General features: G+C 72.1%; 18 protein-coding genes. 8 read left to right on the forward strand and 10 right to left on the reverse strand.

Annotated features, from left to right (window positions below):
* Window positions 1–64 precede the first annotated feature (64 nt).
* Both M1L56_RS03185 and M1L56_RS03190 read left to right on the forward strand, forming a co-directional pair.
* Complete coding sequence (locus M1L56_RS03185; protein ID WP_248598125.1) at window positions 65–520, forward strand: VOC family protein; 456 nt, start codon at window positions 65–67, stop codon at window positions 518–520.
* 6 nt (window positions 521–526) lie between these two features.
* Window positions 527–1,261: a helix-turn-helix domain-containing protein gene (locus M1L56_RS03190; RefSeq protein ID WP_248598126.1), complete on the forward strand. Its 735-nt coding sequence runs from the start codon at window positions 527–529 to the stop codon at window positions 1,259–1,261.
* 16 nt (window positions 1,262–1,277) lie between these two features.
* Here M1L56_RS03190 and M1L56_RS03195 read toward each other — a convergent pair whose 3' ends face one another.
* The 3 genes from M1L56_RS03195 to M1L56_RS03205 are packed head-to-tail and all read right to left on the reverse strand — an operon-like array spanning window position 1,278 to window position 3,710.
* Window positions 1,278–1,832: an MOSC domain-containing protein gene (locus M1L56_RS03195; RefSeq protein ID WP_248598127.1), complete on the reverse strand. Its 555-nt coding sequence runs from the start codon at window positions 1,830–1,832 to the stop codon at window positions 1,278–1,280.
* A 43-nt stretch (window positions 1,833–1,875) separates the two neighbouring features.
* Window positions 1,876–2,265, reverse strand: a complete 390-nt coding sequence (locus M1L56_RS03200; protein ID WP_248598128.1) for a cupin domain-containing protein — start codon at window positions 2,263–2,265, stop codon at window positions 1,876–1,878.
* Window positions 2,262–3,710: an FAD-binding oxidoreductase gene (locus M1L56_RS03205; RefSeq protein WP_248598129.1), complete on the reverse strand. Its 1,449-nt coding sequence runs from the start codon at window positions 3,708–3,710 to the stop codon at window positions 2,262–2,264. The genes M1L56_RS03200 and M1L56_RS03205 overlap by 4 nt, the downstream gene beginning before the upstream one ends.
* 118 nt (window positions 3,711–3,828) lie before the next feature.
* On the opposite strand from M1L56_RS03205, the gene M1L56_RS03210 reads away from it, so the two are divergent.
* The gene (locus M1L56_RS03210; protein WP_248598130.1) at window positions 3,829–4,635 is read left to right on the forward strand and encodes a glycoside hydrolase family 16 protein; all 807 of its coding nucleotides are present in this window, start codon (window positions 3,829–3,831) and stop codon (window positions 4,633–4,635) included.
* Between the two features lie 49 nt (window positions 4,636–4,684).
* Here the strand turns inward: M1L56_RS03210 and M1L56_RS03215 are convergent, their stop codons facing one another.
* Window positions 4,685–5,770, reverse strand: coding sequence for a serine hydrolase (locus M1L56_RS03215; RefSeq protein ID WP_248598131.1), 1,086 nt, complete (start codon window positions 5,768–5,770; stop codon window positions 4,685–4,687).
* Between the two features lie 83 nt (window positions 5,771–5,853).
* Here M1L56_RS03215 and M1L56_RS03220 point away from each other — a divergent pair, with 83 nt between their 5' ends.
* Window positions 5,854–6,393, forward strand: coding sequence for a helix-turn-helix transcriptional regulator (locus M1L56_RS03220; RefSeq protein WP_248598132.1), 540 nt, complete (start codon window positions 5,854–5,856; stop codon window positions 6,391–6,393).
* 41 nt (window positions 6,394–6,434) lie between these two features.
* Here M1L56_RS03220 and M1L56_RS03225 read toward each other — a convergent pair whose 3' ends face one another.
* Window positions 6,435–7,952, reverse strand: coding sequence for a helix-turn-helix transcriptional regulator (locus M1L56_RS03225; RefSeq protein WP_082847348.1), 1,518 nt, complete (start codon window positions 7,950–7,952; stop codon window positions 6,435–6,437).
* A gap of 226 nt (window positions 7,953–8,178) precedes the next feature.
* On the opposite strand from M1L56_RS03225, the gene M1L56_RS03230 reads away from it, so the two are divergent.
* A complete protein-coding gene (locus M1L56_RS03230; protein WP_067950709.1) occupies window positions 8,179–8,649 on the forward strand; it encodes a hypothetical protein in 471 nt (156 codons plus the stop codon).
* Window positions 8,650–8,707: 58 nt separating this feature from the next.
* Here M1L56_RS03230 and M1L56_RS03235 read toward each other — a convergent pair whose 3' ends face one another.
* The gene (locus tag M1L56_RS03235; protein WP_231878670.1) at window positions 8,708–9,667 is read right to left on the reverse strand and encodes a TIGR03557 family F420-dependent LLM class oxidoreductase; all 960 of its coding nucleotides are present in this window, start codon (window positions 9,665–9,667) and stop codon (window positions 8,708–8,710) included.
* 310 nt (window positions 9,668–9,977) lie between these two features.
* On the opposite strand from M1L56_RS03235, the gene M1L56_RS03240 reads away from it, so the two are divergent.
* The 3 genes from M1L56_RS03240 to M1L56_RS03250 are packed head-to-tail and all read left to right on the forward strand — an operon-like array spanning window position 9,978 to window position 11,766.
* A complete protein-coding gene (locus M1L56_RS03240) occupies window positions 9,978–10,694 on the forward strand; it encodes a hypothetical protein (RefSeq protein WP_248598133.1) in 717 nt (238 codons plus the stop codon).
* Window positions 10,694–11,179, forward strand: coding sequence for a phage holin family protein (locus M1L56_RS03245; RefSeq protein WP_082847347.1), 486 nt, complete (start codon window positions 10,694–10,696; stop codon window positions 11,177–11,179). Before M1L56_RS03240 ends, M1L56_RS03245 begins: the two co-directional genes overlap by 1 nt.
* Window positions 11,176–11,766, forward strand: coding sequence for a DUF3618 domain-containing protein (locus M1L56_RS03250; RefSeq protein WP_248598134.1), 591 nt, complete (start codon window positions 11,176–11,178; stop codon window positions 11,764–11,766). Before M1L56_RS03245 ends, M1L56_RS03250 begins: the two co-directional genes overlap by 4 nt.
* A 91-nt stretch (window positions 11,767–11,857) precedes the next feature.
* Here the strand turns inward: M1L56_RS03250 and M1L56_RS03255 are convergent, their stop codons facing one another.
* From M1L56_RS03255 to M1L56_RS03270, 4 genes are read right to left on the reverse strand one after another with little or no spacing between them, the layout of a single operon-like run.
* Window positions 11,858–13,516 carry an amidohydrolase gene (locus M1L56_RS03255; RefSeq protein WP_248598135.1) on the reverse strand — a complete coding sequence of 553 codons (1,659 nt, stop codon included), beginning with the start codon at window positions 13,514–13,516 and terminating at the stop codon, window positions 11,858–11,860.
* A gap of 58 nt (window positions 13,517–13,574) precedes the next feature.
* On the reverse strand, window positions 13,575–14,417 hold the full coding sequence (locus tag M1L56_RS03260; protein WP_248598136.1) for an ABC transporter permease: 843 nt from the start codon (window positions 14,415–14,417) through the stop codon (window positions 13,575–13,577).
* Window positions 14,414–15,379, reverse strand: coding sequence for an ABC transporter permease (locus tag M1L56_RS03265; protein ID WP_248598137.1), 966 nt, complete (start codon window positions 15,377–15,379; stop codon window positions 14,414–14,416). Before M1L56_RS03265 ends, M1L56_RS03260 begins: the two co-directional genes overlap by 4 nt.
* A gap of 14 nt (window positions 15,380–15,393) precedes the next feature.
* Window positions 15,394–16,578: a spermidine/putrescine ABC transporter substrate-binding protein gene (locus tag M1L56_RS03270; protein WP_248598138.1), complete on the reverse strand. Its 1,185-nt coding sequence runs from the start codon at window positions 16,576–16,578 to the stop codon at window positions 15,394–15,396.
* Between the last annotated feature and the right edge of the window lie 8 nt (window positions 16,579–16,586).

Genomic DNA, 16,586 nt, shown 5'->3' on the forward strand with positions numbered 1-16,586 from the left:
TTGCAAAGAGCAAGCTGTGGTCAGAACCCGGGTCACCCACTTATTCGCACGACCGGAGGACACCATGACCGCCAGCATCTTCGTGAACTTCCCCACGACCGACCTCGACCGCTCCAAGGCGTTCTACGAGGCGCTGGGATACCGCATCAACCCGAACTTCACCGATGAGAACGCCGCGTGCGTCGTGCTCGACGACAACCTGTACTTCATGGTGCTCACGCGCGAGTTCCTCGGCACGTTCACCGACAAGCAGATCATCGACCCGAAGACCCACGCGCAGATGGCCGTCTCGCTCACCTGCGAGTCGCGCGAGGCCGTCGACGAGATGCTGGCCAAGGCGCTCGCCGCCGGCGGCACCGAACCGCGCCCTGCCCAGGACTACGGGTTCATGTACTCGCGCGACCTCGAGGACCCGGACGGCAACATCCTCGGCTACCTCTACATGGAGCCGGCCGCCGCCGAGATGGGGCCCGAGGCGTACCTGGCCGAGCAGGGCGCCGCGCCGGCGGGCTCGGCCTGAGCGCCGGTGGCCACACGCGCACCCCGCGGCTTCGGCCAGTACGGCGGCGTGCCGCGGGCCCTCGAGCGGGTCGGGGAACGGTGGGCGCTGCTCATCGTCCGCGACCTGCTCGTCGGCCCGCGCCGGTACGGCGACCTGAAGGCCGGACTGGCGCGGATCCCGACGAACATCCTGGCCGACCGGCTGAAGGAGCTGCAGGAGGCCGGGGTCATCCGCCGCGTGCCGATGGTGCGCGGCGGGTACGAGCTCACCCCGCTCGGGCGCGAGCTCGCGCCCGTGGTCGCCGCCCTCGAGCGGTGGGGCTGGTCGCTGCTCGGCGACCCCGCCGAGGGCGAGCAGCTCACGCGCGAGGCGCTCGCAACCGCGTTGCGGGCGGCCTTCCGAGCGGATGCCGCGGCGGGAGCGCCGCCCACCGAGTACGTACTCCACGTCGGCGACGCCTCGGTCGCGGCGGCGGTCGTCGGCGGCACCCTCGACGTCGCGCCGATCGGGCCGGGCGCCCTGCCACAACCGCAGCGGCCGGGCGCCGAGCCCTCCTTCGAGGCGAGCCTCGAGGCCGCGCTCGAACCCGCCGAGTTCGGCGAGCTGCTCGCCGGACGGCTGCCCGCGACCGAGGTCCGCATCCTCGCCGGCGACCTCGAGTCCGTCGAGCGCTTCCGCGCGACGTTCCGCATCGAACCGGTCGAGCCGGTCGGGCCCGCGGATGCCGAGGACGCCGGCGCCGCGGCATCCGTCGCCTGATCGCCGCGCAGCCCGGTCAGAGCCGGGGGAGCGGCTCGTGCGGCTCGGCCGGGAATTCGACCGCGATCGGGTCGCCGGCGCGGACGACGCCGCCCTCGACGACGACGGCCATGATGCCGGCGCGCAGCCGGGTCGCGCCGCGCTCCCGGCGGACCATCCGCCGCATGAGCCCCGGCTGGAAGCGGTCGATCTGCACGCACGGCGTGCGGAGGCCGGTGATCTCGACCTCGGCCGACGACCCGAGCCGCAGGCGGGTGCCGAGCGGCAGCGCGAGCAGGTCGAGGCCCGTCGTCGTCACGTTCTCGCCGAGTTCGCCCGGCGCGACCTCGTGGCCCTCGACGGCCAGCTCGTCGAAGAGCTCGGCCTGGATGAGGTGCACCTGCCGGCGGTTCGGCTCGGTCCAGGTGCCGCGGAACCGGGAGCGGCGCGTCACCGTCGGGCCCGCGTGCGCGTCGCCGTCGATGCCGTGACCGGCGACGAGCACGATCTCGTCGCGCAGCGGCTTGGAGAACCGGTGCCGGTCGTCGCGCGCGACGGCGACCACGGCGGGTGCGCGCGAGTCGGAGTCCATCGCTCAAGTATGCGCCGCAGCAGCGCACCGCGGCGCGGCGAGCTCAGCGCGCGATGAAGAGCTTCCGCAGCGTCTCCGTGACCGTCCAGACCGTCTGCATGCCCGCGTCGAGCCGCACGATCGACCCGGGCCGCAGCTCGACGGGCGGCAGCGCCGGGTCGACGAACTCCACGGTCGCCGCCCCGCCGATCACGAGGAAGACCTCGTCGACCTCGGTGTCGCGCATCGCGCCCGGCGTCATCTCCCAGACGCCGAGCTCGCCGGCCCCGGCGGCCGCGTCGACCGACGGCTCGTCGAGCGGCGCGTACCCCGTGGTCGGCGCGCCGGCCACCACCTGGTCGGCGGGCACGGGTTCGTGCGCGAGCGGCAGGGTCGCGGCATCCGTCACCGCGCCGGCGACCAGGCGGGCGAGCCCGCCGTCGGCGCCGCTCACGAGTCGAACCCCAGGCCGACCGCGTCGAGGGTCTTCAGCAGCAGGTTGCGCCGGCCGAGGTCGTGGTCGGCGCGGTCGAGCGACCAGCGGGTCAGGTTGATGCCGACGGATGCCGCGGGCTCGGGCGGGAACGGCAGTGGCCGCGTGCGCACCATCTCGAGTCGCGTGCGCTCGGTGTCGCGTCCGTCGAGGAGGTCGAGCATGGTCCGGGCCATGAACCGCGTCGAGGCGACGCCGAGCCCGGTGAACCCGGACGCAAACGCCACCCGGCCGCCGCGCGCGAGCCCCGTGAACGCGGTGAACTGCGTCGACGTGTCGATCGCGCCCGCCCACCGGTGCGTGAACCGCAGCCCCTCGAGCTGCGGGTAGGTCGTGAAGAAGTGGCTCGCGAGCTTCGCGTAGCTCTCGGGGCGGTCCTCGTAGCGCTCGCGGATGCGGCCTCCGGCGTGGTAGATCGCGTCGTAGCCGCCGTACAGGATGCGGCCGTCGCGCGTCATGCGCGAGTAGTGGAACTGGTTGGCCAGGTCGCCGATGCCCTGCCGGTTCGCCCAGCCGATCGACCGCTGCTGCTCGGCCGACAGCGGTTCGGTCATGAGCACGTAGTCGTAGACGGGCACGGTCATGAGCCGGTTGCGCTTGAGCAGCGACGGGAACACGTTGGTCGCGAGGACCACGCGCGCGGCGTCGACGCGGCCGTGCTCGGTGCGCAGCGTGACGGGCCCGGACGAACCGGAGCCCTCGAGGCGCCGCACCGGGGAGCGCTCGAAGATCTCGACGCCGGCCTCCTCGGCGACGCGGGCGAGTTCGGCGGCGAGCTTCGCCGGGTGCAGGATGGCGCTCGTGCGCGTGTTCCACACCCCCGCGAGGTAGGTGGGCGAGTCCACCTCGGCGCGAACCTGGTGCTCGTCGAGCAGGCGGACGGAGTCGTCGCCCCGGTGCGCGGCATCCGCTGCGGCCTCGTGCAGCCACTCGACCTGGTGCGGTTCGACGGCGACGTCGAGCGAGCCGTTGCGCTCGAACTCGAAGTCCATGCCGAACTCGGCCTCGGCGGCCTCGATCGCGTCGAGGTTCGCGAGTCCCTGGCGGTCGAGCTCGTCGATCTCGTCGGGCCAGCGGCTGAGGCCGTTCTCGCGGCCGTGGGTGAGGCTCGCCTCGCAGAAGCCGCCGTTGCGACCGGATGCCGCCCAGCCGATGCGCCGCCCCTCGAGGAGCACGACGCGCTGGTCGGGGTTCGCGTGCTTGGCGAGCACGGCCGTCCAGAGGCCGGTGTAGCCGCCGCCGACGATCGCGAGGTCGGCCGTGCGCGCACCCTCGAGCCGGGGTCGCTCGGGCTTCGCCGAGTCGGGCAGGTCGTCGATCCAGAAGACCGAGCGGCGGCTGTCGGCGAGGCTGCGGTCGATGACGGATGCCGCGGGCCTGCGGCGTTCGTAGACGGTCGTTCCCATGCGGGATCACTCCAAGTCGGTGCGGATGGCTCCATCATGACGCATATTGCACGCGTGGACAATAGTGGCCTGTGGATGACTCCAGCGAGTGTCGGCGGAGTGGGGGAGTATCGAACGCATGCCTGCAGTGCCGCCCGCTCCACCCGTGCCGCCGCCCCCGCCCGACCTGCTCGAGTTCGATGCCGACCTCTCCGGGCCCGAGCTCGACCTCGAGCAGTGGATCCCGCACTACCTGCCGCAGTGGTCCAGTCGTGAACGCACCCGCGCGCGCTACGACGTGGCCGACGGCATCCTGCGGCTGCGGGTCGACGCCGACCAGCCCGCGTGGTCCGCCGAGTACGACGGCACGACCCAGGTGTCCAACCTCCAGACCGCCGTGCGGTCCGGCGCGGTCGGGTCCTCCATCGGGCAGCACCCCTTCCGCGAGGGGCTCGTCGTCCGCGAGGCGCAGGGCGACCGGCGCCTGTACACGCCGCACTTCGGCCGCATCGAGATCGTCGCGGCGATCGACGGCATCGACGAGCACGCCATGGCCGCGCTGTGGCTGATCGGGCTCGAGGAGGAGCCCGAGCAGTCCGCCGAGATCTGCGTGTTCGAGGTCTTCGGCCGCGACATCGCCGACGACGGCAGCGCGCTCGTCGGCATGGGGGTGCACCCCTTCAACGATCCGACGATCACCGACGACTTCGAGCAGGTCGCGTTCCACGACGACGTGCGCGAGCCGCACACCTACACGGTGGACTGGCGCCCGGAGGAGGTCGTCTTCTCGATCGACGGACTCGTGCGCAAGCGCGTCGCGCAGTCGCCGCAGTACCCGATGCAGCTCATGCTCGACGTGTTCGCCTTCCCGCCCGAGCCGCCTGCGACGGCGTCGTACCCGCAGTCGTTCGCCGTGCACGCGGTGCGGGGGTACCGGGCCGGCTGACGGGGCCGCGAGCGCGGCGTGCCCGACTTCGAGTGGGCCGCGGCATCCGTCATCGCGAGACGCGCTGGAGGGCCCGCTCGATCTCGATGAGGGTGCGGAAGCTCGGGACCATCTCTCGTGTGCCGCCGAAGTTCAGGACGATCTCGGCGTCGTGCACCGGGTCGTGGAACACGTGCGTGGCGAGCACGCCGATGTGCCCGACCGGCCGCGGCAGGCCGCGCAGGAACGGGCTGAACCCCTCGAAGCGCACCTGCATCATGCCGGCGCCGTAGCGGATGCCCGGACGGAACCGATGCCGCGGCTCGGCCAGGTACCGGAGGTGCCCCTCGCCGATCAGCCGCCCGTGGTGCAGCGCGTCGCTGAACGCGACGAGGTCGTCGAGCGTGCTCACCACGCCGCCGCCCGCCCAGTCGCAGCTCACGCTGCGGGCCTCCGTCACGTCGCGTCGACCGATCCGGACCGGCGCGATGCGAGTCCGGACCGAGCCGCCCTCCCGGGCGGGCCGCGAGCGGAGCCACAGCGAGCTGTCGATCATGCCGACGGGCTCGAAGATGCGCTCGTGCAGCAGGTCGTGGAAGGTCGAGCCGGTCGACTCCTCGAGCAGGCGGCCGAGGAGGACGTAGCCGGTGTCGGAGTATCGGAAGCGCTCGCCGGGCCGGCCGACGGGGCGCTGGCGTTCGCGGCTGAAGTCGAGCAGGTCGCGCGGGGTCCAGAACCGGTCGGGCTCGTCGTGGACCAGCTCGACCATGCGCCGTCCGCTCGTCACGGGCCCCTCGAAGTAGTCGGCGACGCCGGCCGTGTGCGCCAGGAGCTGGTGGACGGTCGCGCCGCCCGCGGCATCCGTCGACCCGTGGGCGTCGAACAGGCCGGCGAGCTCGTCGCCCGGAAGGAGGCGGCTCACGGGCGTGTCGGTCGTGAAGGCGCCCGCCTCGACGGCCTGCATCGTGAGCGTCGCCGTGAACAGCTTGCCGACGCTCGCGGCGTGGAACGGGAGGGCGAGTTCGCCGGATCGGTACGAGATGCCGAGCCCCGGGGCGTGCACGGCGACCTGGGGCGGCGCGAGGGGGCCCCGTCGCGCGGCGACCCGCGCGAGGTGGCGATCGAGGCGCGTGGCGAAGTCGACGGCGGCGGTCATCTGCGAGAATCCTCTCGTCTCGAAACGTGATATCACGGTTAGGTATATCACGATCAGGAATATGGCGGAAGGTGCCGACGACGATGGGCCACGTGATCCTCGGGCTGCTCATGCTGCTCGGGCCCCAGACCCTGTACTCGCTGAACAAGCAGTTCGAGCGCGGGCCCTCGCTCTTCTACCGCGCGAGCTTCGGCAGCCTGCAGTCCGCCCTGCGGTCACTGCTCGCCACCGGTCACGTGACCGTGCACGAGAGCACCGAGGGCGGCCGCAACAAGAAGAACTACGCGGTGACGGACGCCGGCGCCGCGGCCTTCCACGCCTGGATCCGCTCGCCGCTCGCCGGGGGCGACCTCGAGGTCGCCGCGCTCTCGCGCCTGTTCCTCCTCGGACTCGTGGAGGACCCCGCCGAGCGGCGCGACATCCTCGACCACATCGTCGCCGAGGTCGAGCGCGAACTCGGACGCCTCGAGGAGTTCGCCGCCGCGCTCGACGAACAGGCGGGCGCCGTCCCCGAGGAGTACCGTGCGGTGTTCCAGTACCAGCGGGCCACGCTCGACTACGGCCTCATGGCGCACCGCGCGGGGCTGGCCTGGTTCCGCGAGCTCGCGGCCCGAGACGTCTGACGGCGTCGAGGGGACGCGAAGGGGGCCGGGAGCAGCGCGGCTCAGCCGCGGGGCGCGTGCGCCTCGAGGAACTGGTACACCTCGGTCTGGTCCACGCCGGGGAAGGTGCCGGTCGGCAGCGCCGCGAGCAGCGAGGTCGGGGTGCGTGCGGCCGGCCACGAGGCATCCGCCCACTTCTCGGAGAGTTCGGACGGCGCCCGGCGGCAGCACGACTCGTCGGGGCAGCGCGACACCGAACGCCGGGGCGTCTCCCGACCGCGGAACCACTTCACGTGCTCGAACGGCACGCCCACCGAGACGGAGTACTCGCCCTCCTTGGCCTTCTCGATGCGCGAGGTGCACCAGAACGTGCCCGTCGACGTGTCGGTGTACTGCGAGTACGGGGTGAAGCGGTCCTCGGCGTCGAACACCGTCCGCGCCGTCCACTGCCGGCACACCGTCGTGCCCTCGACCGCGCCGAGCGCATCGGACGGGAACCGCACCGCGTCGTTCTCGTACGCCTTGATGATCGTGCCCGACTCGTGCACCTTCATGAAGTGCACCGGGATGTCGAGACGGGCCGTCGCGAGGTTCGTGAACCGGTGCGCGGCGGTCTCGTACGAGACCGCGAAGTGATCGCGGAGCTCCTCCATCGAGATGCGGCGCAGGTTCTTCGCCTCGGTGAGGTAGCGCACGGCGGCCTGCTCGGGCAGCAGGATGGCGGCCGTGAGGTAGTTCGTCTCGATGCGCTGGCGCAGGAAGTCGCCGTAGTTGCCGGGCTCCTCGTGGCCGAGCAGGTGCGAGGCGAGCGCCTGCAGGATGGGGGAGCGCGAGTCGCGCGACGGCGACTGCTGGGTGGGCAGGTAGATCCGGCCGTTGCGCTTGTCGGTCACCGACCTGGTGGAGTGCGGCAGGTCGCCGACGTAATGCAGCGAGTACCCGAGGTGGCTCGCCATGTCGGCGACGAGCTGATGGGAGACGGGCCCGCCGCTGTGTCCGACGGCCTCGAGCAGCTCGGCGGCCTTCGCCTCGAGTTCGGGGTAGAAGTTGTCGCGGGCCCGCATCTCGGCGCGCAGCTGCGCGTTCGCGCGCCGCGCCTCCTCGGGCGTCGCCGCGCGCTCGCGGTGCAGCCGGTCGATCTCGTTGTGGAGGGCGAGGATCGTCTGGAGGGTCTGGTCGCTCATCGTCTTCGCGACGCGGAACGGCTCGAGGCCGAGCGCCGAGAACACGGGCCCCCGCTGGGCGCGTTCGACGGCGATCTCGAGCGCAGCACGCTCGGAGGGCGCGTCGGGTCGGAGCAGCTCGTCGGCCGTGGTGCCGAGGGCGAGGGCGATCGTGCGCAGCATCGACAGCCGCGGCTCGCGCTTGCCGTTCTCGATGGCGCTCACCTGCGACGGCGCGCGGTCGATCGCGGCGGCGAGTGCGCCGAGCGTCATCCCGGCCGCGAGACGGCGATCACGGATGCGGCGGCCGAGCGTCAGGGCGTCGACCTCGTCGGGCGACGGCTCGGGCGGCGCGCCGACGACGCCCGCGACGGGCGTCGCGGCGGTGGCGGGGCGGAGGCGATCGGCGGTGACCATGCCTCATGCTCACATGAGCAGGCGGCTGCTGCAAACCGAACTCTGCGCGATCTTCTGCGCTGCCCCGCCATAGGAGCGGCGTCGCGGGCGAGGGGAAGCCGATTCGAGGGAGAAGAATTCGCGAAGTTCCGCGTCCGGTGGCCGAGACTCATCCGTGATGCGCGTGTGGTTGACTGGCCCGCGCGGCGCTCGCCGCAGTTCGACCCGAACCCCCGAAGGAACCGACATGACGCTCGCGCGCGCCATCCTGATCGTCCCTGCCGTCGCGGGCGCCATGCTCCTCGCCGGCTGCACTGCCGCGAGCCCCGCCGCGACCCAGAAGCCGGCCACGCCGAGTGCCGAAGCGAAGGCGACCGGCGAGCAGACCGTCGCCGAGGCGTGCCTGCAGCTCGCCGAAGGCTCGACGGAGTTCGCCGCGCTGTCCGGCGAGGACGCGTTCGCGGAGGGCATGGCCGACCCGGAGGGCGCCGTGACCAAGCTCGAGGCGGCCAACTCGACGTTCGCCGCCGCCGTCTCGGAGGTCACCAACGCCGAGGTGCAGCCGGTCGCCGAGCAGGCCGCCGCCTCGATGGCGGACTACGTCGCCTTCATCGGCGAGATGGTCGCCGATCCGGCGAATGCCGACTTCGGTGCCATGGGGGATCAGGTCGAGACGCTCATGGCCGACTTCAACGCGATCGGCGAAGTCTGCTCCTGAGGTCGGTCAGCCCGGACCGAGGAGCGCCTGCTCCTCGATGACGGCCCGCCCGTCCGGCTCAGCCGGTGAGCGCGGGCCGCAGTTCGTTGGCGAAGAACTCGATGAACCCGTCCGGGTCGGGACCGAGGTTCATGATCGCGATGCGGTCGTACCCGGCGTCCTCGTACGACCGCACCGCCTCGACATGCCCGGCGAGATCGGGGCCGCACGGCACCTGCTCGCGCACGTCGTCCAGGCGGATGAATTCGGAGGCCGCCTCGAAGTTCGCCGGGTTCGGCAGCTCGCTCATCACCTTCCAGCCGAGCAGCGACCAGCGGGAGGTCTCGTGCGCGGCCTGCGCCGCGGCATCCGCGTCGGGCGCCCACGCCACGCCCACCTCGCCGTAGCGGGGCCCGGTGCCGCCGGACGCGCGGTACGCCTCGATGAGCGACGCGTCGGGATCGGTGCCGAACATCCCGTCGCCGGCCTCGGCGGCCAGTTCCGCGGCCTGCGGACCGCCCGCGGCGACGGCGATGAGTGGCAGTTCGTCGGGCAGGTCGAAGACGCGGGCGTCCTCGAGCGCCAGGTACTCGCCGTCGAACGACTGGTAGCCGCCCGACCACAGCAGCCGGATGATCTCGATCGCCTCGCGCAGCATCGCCTGCCGGTCCGACACCGACGGGTACCCGTGCGCGACGACATGCTCGTTGAGCCGCTCGCCCGAACCGAGGCCGAGGGTGAACCGGCCGTCGCTCAGCAGCGCGAGCGTGGCCGCGGCCTGCGCGATGATCGCCGGGTGGTAGCGGACGGTGGGGCAGGTCACGCCGGTCGCGAGCCCGATGCGTTCGGTGGATGCCGCGATCGCGCCGAGCACCGACCAGGCGAAGGGCGAGTGCCCCTGCACGTCGAGCCACGGGTGGTAGTGGTCGCTGATCTCGACGAAGTCGAACCCTGCCTCCTCGGCGAGCCGCGCCTGGCGGACGAGCTCCTTCGGGCCGAACGCCTCCGCGGCGAGCTTGTAGCCGAACTGCACGGCCATGCGGTCCCCCTTCCCGCGCCGCGGCCGAGACCGGGGTCGGCCCGGCACCCGGCCGGGTCGGCGGCGAACGCATGTGCGGCGACGCTACCCAGGCGCCGGGCCCGGCGGAAACCGGTTGCATCGCGGGCGGACGGCGTGTAGCGAGGGCCGGCCGGCTGCTCGCCGCCGGGTCTCGCGCGCAGGGTTATACGCGCACGGTTCTCGCACCGCAAGTCCCTTCTGGCCCGAATTCGCCGCTCCTAGCGTGGCCTCTGCACATCCGCCATCGAGGCGCGGCCGATCGCCGCTCTCGGAGAGGAAAGGGGCGAACATGGTGAACACCGCAGGGACCGGGAACCCGGATCTCAAGCAGGAAGCAGGTGCGGCCGGCCACCGGGTCGCCGACACCGCCAAGCAGGAGGCGCGCGGCGTCGCGTCCGAGGCGAAGTATCAGGTCAAGAACCTCGCGAGCCGGGTCGGCGACGAGGTCCGCTCGCAGGCCTCGACGCAGCAGCACCGCGCTGCCGGGGGCATCCGCGAGGTCGGGACGCAGTTCTCCGACATGGCCGCGAACTCCGAGTCCGGCGTCGCACGGGACCTCGTGGAGAAGGTCGGCTCGCGAGCCGACTCCATCGCGTCCTGGCTCGACCAGCGCGAGCCGCAGGACCTCCTGGAGGAGGTCAAGGGCTTCGCCCGTCGCCGGCCGGGCGTCTTCCTCGCGATCGCCGCGGGAGCCGGCGTCGTGATCGGTCGACTCACGCGTTCGATCGCGTCGTCGGGCGACTCGTCGAGCTCGACCGGGGGAGCCCAGCCCCTCACGGCGGGCGACGGCTACACCGCCGAGTACCCGGCGACCACGCCCGCCTACACCGGCACCACCGGGACGTACGGCACGGGCGTCGGCGCCGCGGGTGGCGGCCAGCACGTGGCCGACCCGCAGACGACGTGGGGTGCCGAACCGACGACCGGCGTCACGGGCACCGACCCGTACGTCGAGCCGCTCCCCGGTGACGAGACGCGCCGGGGCGACGTGACCGGAGCCCCGTGATGAGCGGCCCGTACACCGGAGGCGTCGATCCGCGGACCGGCGGCGCGCACGTGGCGGGAGCCACGGCCGCCGACGTCCCGACGCCGTCCGAGGAGAAGGCGGCGAACACGTCGCTCGGCGACCTCGTCGCCGAGGTGAGCCGCGACTTCTCGACGCTCATGCGTCAGGAAGTGGAGCTGGCCAAGGCCGAGGCGACCCAGTCCGCGAAGCGCGCGGGCAAGGGAGCGGGCATGTACGGCGGGGCCGGCGTCGCCGGCTGGTTCGTGCTGCTGTTCCTGTCGATCGCGCTGTGGTGGGGACTCGGGGACCTGATCGACAGCCTCGGCTGGTCCGCCGTGATCGTCGCGGTCATCTGGGGCATCGTCGCGGCCGTGCTCTACTTCACCGGCAAGAAGGAATTCGAGCGGGTCCAGGGCATGCCGCGCACCGCGGACAGCCTGAAGCGGATCCCGGACGCGATCAAGAGGAATGAGGAGAACCGATGACTACCGATCCGAACGCCATCCGTTCCGACATCGAGCGGACCAGGGCAGAGCTCGGCCAGGACGTCGACGCCCTCGCCGACAAGGTGAACCCCGGCAAGGCGGTGCACCGCCAGACCGAGAAGGTGAAGGGCGCGTTCCGGCGCGCCAAGGACCGCGTGATGGGCAGCGCCCATGACGCCGCCGACTCCACGCAGGGCGCCCTCCACTCCGCCGGGGGGACCGTCGGTGAGGCGCCGCAGCGCCTCGCCTCGGCGACGCGGGGCAACCCGATCGCCGCGGGCCTCATCGTCTTCGGCGCCGCCTGGCTCGTCTCCTCGCTGATCCCGGCCTCGCGCCAGGAGCAGCAGGTCGCGCAGAAGGCGAAGGATGCGGCGGCCCCGCTCGTCGACGAGGTGAAGGGCGTGGCGCAGGATGCCGCGGAGCACCTCAAGTCCGACGCGCAGGAGGCCGTGCAGTCCGTCAAGGACCGCGCGGGCGAAGCCGCCGAGCACGTCAAGGACGAGGGCAAGTCCGCCGCGGACGACGTGAAGGGCGCCGCGCAGCAGGGCTCCTCGTCGGGCGCGACCTCGACGACCAGCACCTACTGATCCGCGAACGACGACGACCCGCCGGCCCGGACATCGGGCCGGCGGGTCTCGCCGTGTCCGCCGGGCGGCGGGGCCGCGGCATCCGCTCGGATCAGGCGTCGGATGCCGCGTGCACCCGCTCGCCCTCGACGAACGTCTGGAGCACGCGCGTCTCGCCGATCTGGTCGGCGGGACCCGCGAAGGGATCGCGGTCGAGCACGACGAGGTCGGCGAACTTGCCGGTCTCGATCGTGCCGGTCACGTGGTCGAGGTGGTTCACCCACGCCGACCCGGCCGTGTAGGCGGTGAGGGAGGTCGCGAGGTCGATCGCCTGCTCGGGCAGGAACGCCTCGTACTCGCCCTCCGCGTAGGCCGGGGCCGCCGTCCGGTTCACGGCGGTGTGGATCGCCGCGAGCGGGTCCGGCGTCGACACCGACCAGTCGCTGCCCGCGGCGAGCACCGCCCCCGCGCGGAGGAGGTCGCCGAACGGGTACTGCCAGGCGCTCCGCGGCTCGCCGAGGAACGGCAGCGTGAGGTCCACCATCTGCGGCTCGAGCGCCGCCCACAACGACTGCATGTTGGCCGCCACCCCGAGCTCGCGGAACCGCGGCACGTCCTCCGGGTGCACGACCTGGATGTGCGCGATGTGGTGGCGGTGGTCGTTCCGTCCGTTCACGGCGATCGCGTGCTCGACCGCGTCGAGGCACTCGCGCACCGCCCGGTCGCCGATCGCGTGGAAGTGCAGCTGGAAGCCGAGCCCGTCGAGCTCGGCGGCCGCGGGGTTCAGCACCGCCGGGTCGACGAACGAGATGCCGGAGTTGTCGGTGAAGTGCCCGTGCCCGTCGCAGTACGGTTCGAGCATCGACGCGGTGAAGTTCTCGGCCACGCCGTCCTGCATGACCTTGATGCTCGTCGCCGCGAAGCGGCCCCCGCGGTAGCGTTCGCGCTTCTCGACGAGCTCGGGGATCTGCTCGAGGCCGCGCGTGCGGTCCCACCAGATCGCACCGACCACCCGGGCGGTGAGGCGACCGGATGCGGCGGCCGCGACGTACGCCGGGCCCGGGTCGCCGGCGTCGCCGTAGCTGCCGACGATCGCGTCCTGCCACCCGGTCACGCCGAACGAGTGCAGGTACCGCTGGCCGAGGAGGAGCGCCTCGGTGAGCGTCTCGAGGCTCGTCTCGGGGAGCAGCCGGTTCACGAGCGACATCGCGCCCTCGTGCAGGGTGCCCGTCGGGGTGCCGTCGGCGTCGCGCTCGATCCGACCGTCGGCCGGGTCCGGGGTGTCGCGGTCGATGCCGGCGAGCCGCAGCGCGGCCGAGTTCACCCAGGCGCCGTGCCCGTCGCGGTTGGGGAGGAACGCCGGACGGTCGGGCACGACCCGGTCGAGCGCCGCCGCGGTCGGCGTGCCGCCCGGGAACGCCGACATCGACCATCCGCCGCCCAGCACCCAGTCGTCGTCGGCGTGCTCGGCCGCGTACGCGGCGATGCGGTCGAGGTACTCGGCCTCGGTCGACAGCTCCGACAGGTCGCAGCGCATGAGGTCGAGACCGCCCCACACGGGGTGCACGTGCGCGTCCTGGAAGCCCGGCACGAGCAGCCGCCCGCGCAGGTCGACGACCTCGGTGGACGCGCCGACGAGGTCGCGCACGTCGTGCTCCGAGCCCACCGCGACGATCCGCCCGCCGCGGACGGCGACCGCGCTCGCGCGCGAGCGCACGGTGTTCGCGGTGAAGACGGGGCCGCCGGTGAAGACGAGGTCGGCGTCGGTCATGGCGCGGTGCTCCTTCGGTCGGTGGTGCGTGACGGATGCCGCGGGGCGCGGCATCCGCTCAGTTGCCGGTCATCGTGCGGGCGATCTGGGTGGCCGAGTCGCCCGCCCGCCGCAGCACGACCGCCACGAGCGCGAGGGCCACGAGCGTGAGCAGCAGCATGATCGTGGACACCGCGGCGATCTCGGGCCGGAGACCCGAGCGCAGCGCACTCAGCACGTACACCGGCCACGGCGTCGTTCCCGACACCTGCACGAATGCGGCGATGACGGTGTTGTCGAGGCTGAGCGTGAACGACAGCAGGAATCCGGCGAGCACGGCCGGCATCGCGAGCGGCAGCGTCACGCGCCGGAACGTGGTGAGCGGCCGCGCGTAGAGGTCCGCGGAGGCCTCCTCGAGCTGCTCCTCGAGGCCGATGAGCCGCGCCCGCACGATGTACGACACGACCGCCACCGAGAAGAGCGAGTGGCCGATGACCAGGCGGGCGATGCCGTCGTCGAACAGGCCGATGCCGAGGTCCTGTCCGAGGAACACCAGCCACGGCAGCAGCGCGACCGCGTCGACGATCTCGGGCGTGACCGACACGAGCAGCAGCAGGCCGATGAACCAGAACGCCCACCGGCCCGGATGCCGCGCCATCGCGATGCCCGCGAGGGTGCCGAGCAGCGTGGCCAGCAGGGCCGCGATGAGTCCGGTCTGGATCGACACCATCACCGCGTCCTGGATGGCCGGCTTGGTCAGGATCGCCCCGAACGCGTCGAAGCCGAACGAGTCCCATGCGACGAGCAGGCGCCCCGTGTTGAACGACGAGACGATGATGACGAGGATCGGCAGGAAGAGGAAGACCAGCACGGCCACGCCCCACACGTTGAGCGCGACATCCGACCACGACCGCTGCTTCACGCGGACACCCCCTGTTCGGTGCGGACGGGTTCGGCCCCGCCGGCGGCAGGCCCGTCGTCGCCGGAGCGACCCGCGGGCGCCGCCGCCGGCTCGTCGCCCAGCACCAGCCGATTGCGCAGCCGGAACGGCATCGTCGCGAGCCACACGATCAGGCCGCCCACCGCGACCGTCGCCATGATGACGAGGATCAGCATCACCGCCATCGCCGAGCCGAGCGCCCAGTTCTGCGCCGTCCGGAACTGGCTCGCCACCAGCTGGCCGACCATGTTGCCGCGCGCACCGCCGAGCACGGTCGCCGTGATGTAGTCGCCCATGAGCGGGATGAAGACGAGCAGCACCCCGGCGATGACCCCAGGCCTGGCCAGCGGCAGCGTCACCCGGGTGAACGTGCGCCAGCGGCCCGCGCCGAGGTCCTTCGACGCCTCGCGCAGCGGCCCGCCGACGCGGTCGAACGCGACGAACAGCGGCAGGATCATGAGCGGCAGGTAGTTGTAGACCACGCCGATGAGCACCGCCGTGCGGGTGTACAGGATGTCGAGCGGACCATCCGTCAGCCCGATGCCCTGCAACAGCGACGACAACCAGCCCTCCGGCGCGAGGATCACCTGCCAGCCGATCGTCCGCACCAGGAAGTTCGTCCAGAACGGCACCATGACGAGCGCGAGCAGCAGCCCGCGGCGCGACGGCGGCACCTTGACCGCCATCCAGTACGCCGCCGGCAGCCCGATCAGCAGGCACAGCGCGGTGCCCGCGAGGCCCACCCACAGGGTGTTCGTGAACGTCTGGAAGAACGTCGGCGACAGCGCCTCGCCGTACCGGTCGAACGACAGCACGTCGGTCGCGTGCGTGCCGAAGATGCCCGGCTTGTACCCGAAGCTGAAGTAGACGACCATCGCGACGGGCGCGACGAAGAAGACCACGAGCCACGCCCACGCGGGAAGCGCGAGGGCGAAGCGCGGCAAGCGGATGCCTCGCACTACGCCCCCGCTGCGGCCTTCGCCTTGTTCCAGATGTCGACCCGCGTCTGCTGCGCCTCGTTGATCTCGCCCTCGCGCATGGTCGCGAGCTGCTCGTCGCTGAAGAACACGAGGTCGAGCATCTCGATCCCGGCGTCCTCCGCCGCCTGCTCGATGTCCTTGCCGCCCGTGTGGTACCCGATGTAGTCGAGTTCGAGCAGCGAGTTCTCGGGCGTCAGCACGTAGTCGATGAAGGCGTGCGCGGCCTCCGGGTTGGGCGCGCCGGCGGCGATCGCCCAGTTGTCCATCCAGATCTCCGTCTCCGGGCCGGGCAGCACCCACTGCCAGCGGTCGGGGTCCGGGCTCTCGAGGATGCCGATGCGGGCGTCGCCGTTCCACGCCTGCATGAGCGCGTGCGTCGCCTGCGGGATCGCTGCGCCGCCCGGGTAGGAGTCGAACGCCGAGATGTTCGGCGCGAGCGTATTCACGATGAACTCCTCGGCGGCGGCGAGGTCGGCCTCATCCGTGGTGTTCCAGTCGATGCCGTTCGCCCAGAAGTACATGCCCGTCAGGTCGCCCGGGTCGTCGAGCACGCTCGTGCGCCCGCTCGCCTCGTTCTGCGCCGCATCGAGGAAGTCGGCCCACGTCGCCAGCTCGCGGGTGATGACGGTCTTGTCGTACACGTAACCCGTCGTGCCCCAGGCCTTGCAGATCGAGTACTCGTTCTCGGGATCCCACGCCCGGCCCAGGTACGCGTCGTCGACGTACTCGATGTTCGGGATCAGGTCGCGGTTCAGCTTGGTGAGCAGGCCGTTCTCGATCATCTGCGGGATGAAGATGCCGGTCGGCACGACGATGTCGTAGCCGGACGTGCCCTTCGCCGCCACGAGCTTCGAGATGAGCTCCTCGTTCGAGCCGAACGAGTCCAGCTGGATGGTCGGACCGAGCTCGGCCGTGAAGGCCTCGAGCACCTCCGGGGCGTCGTAGTCGCCCCACGTGTAGATCGACAGGCTGTTCTCGAGTTCGCCGCCGGTCGCCTGCGGCGCGTTCGAGCTCTGCCCACCCGGCGAGCACGCCGCCAGCAGGCCGGTGGCGCCCGCGGCGGCCGCGAAGCTCAGGAAGCGGCGACGGCTGAGCTCGGCGCTGATCGCCTTGGCGGCGGCCGTAGACGCGAGGATGCGGACGGGGGGTCGGGACTCGCTCATGGGGACCT

The sequence above is a fragment of the Agromyces sp. C10 genome (assembly GCF_023217995.1).
In the GTDB taxonomy this organism is placed as follows: Bacteria; Actinomycetota; Actinomycetes; order Actinomycetales; family Microbacteriaceae; genus Agromyces; species Agromyces indicus.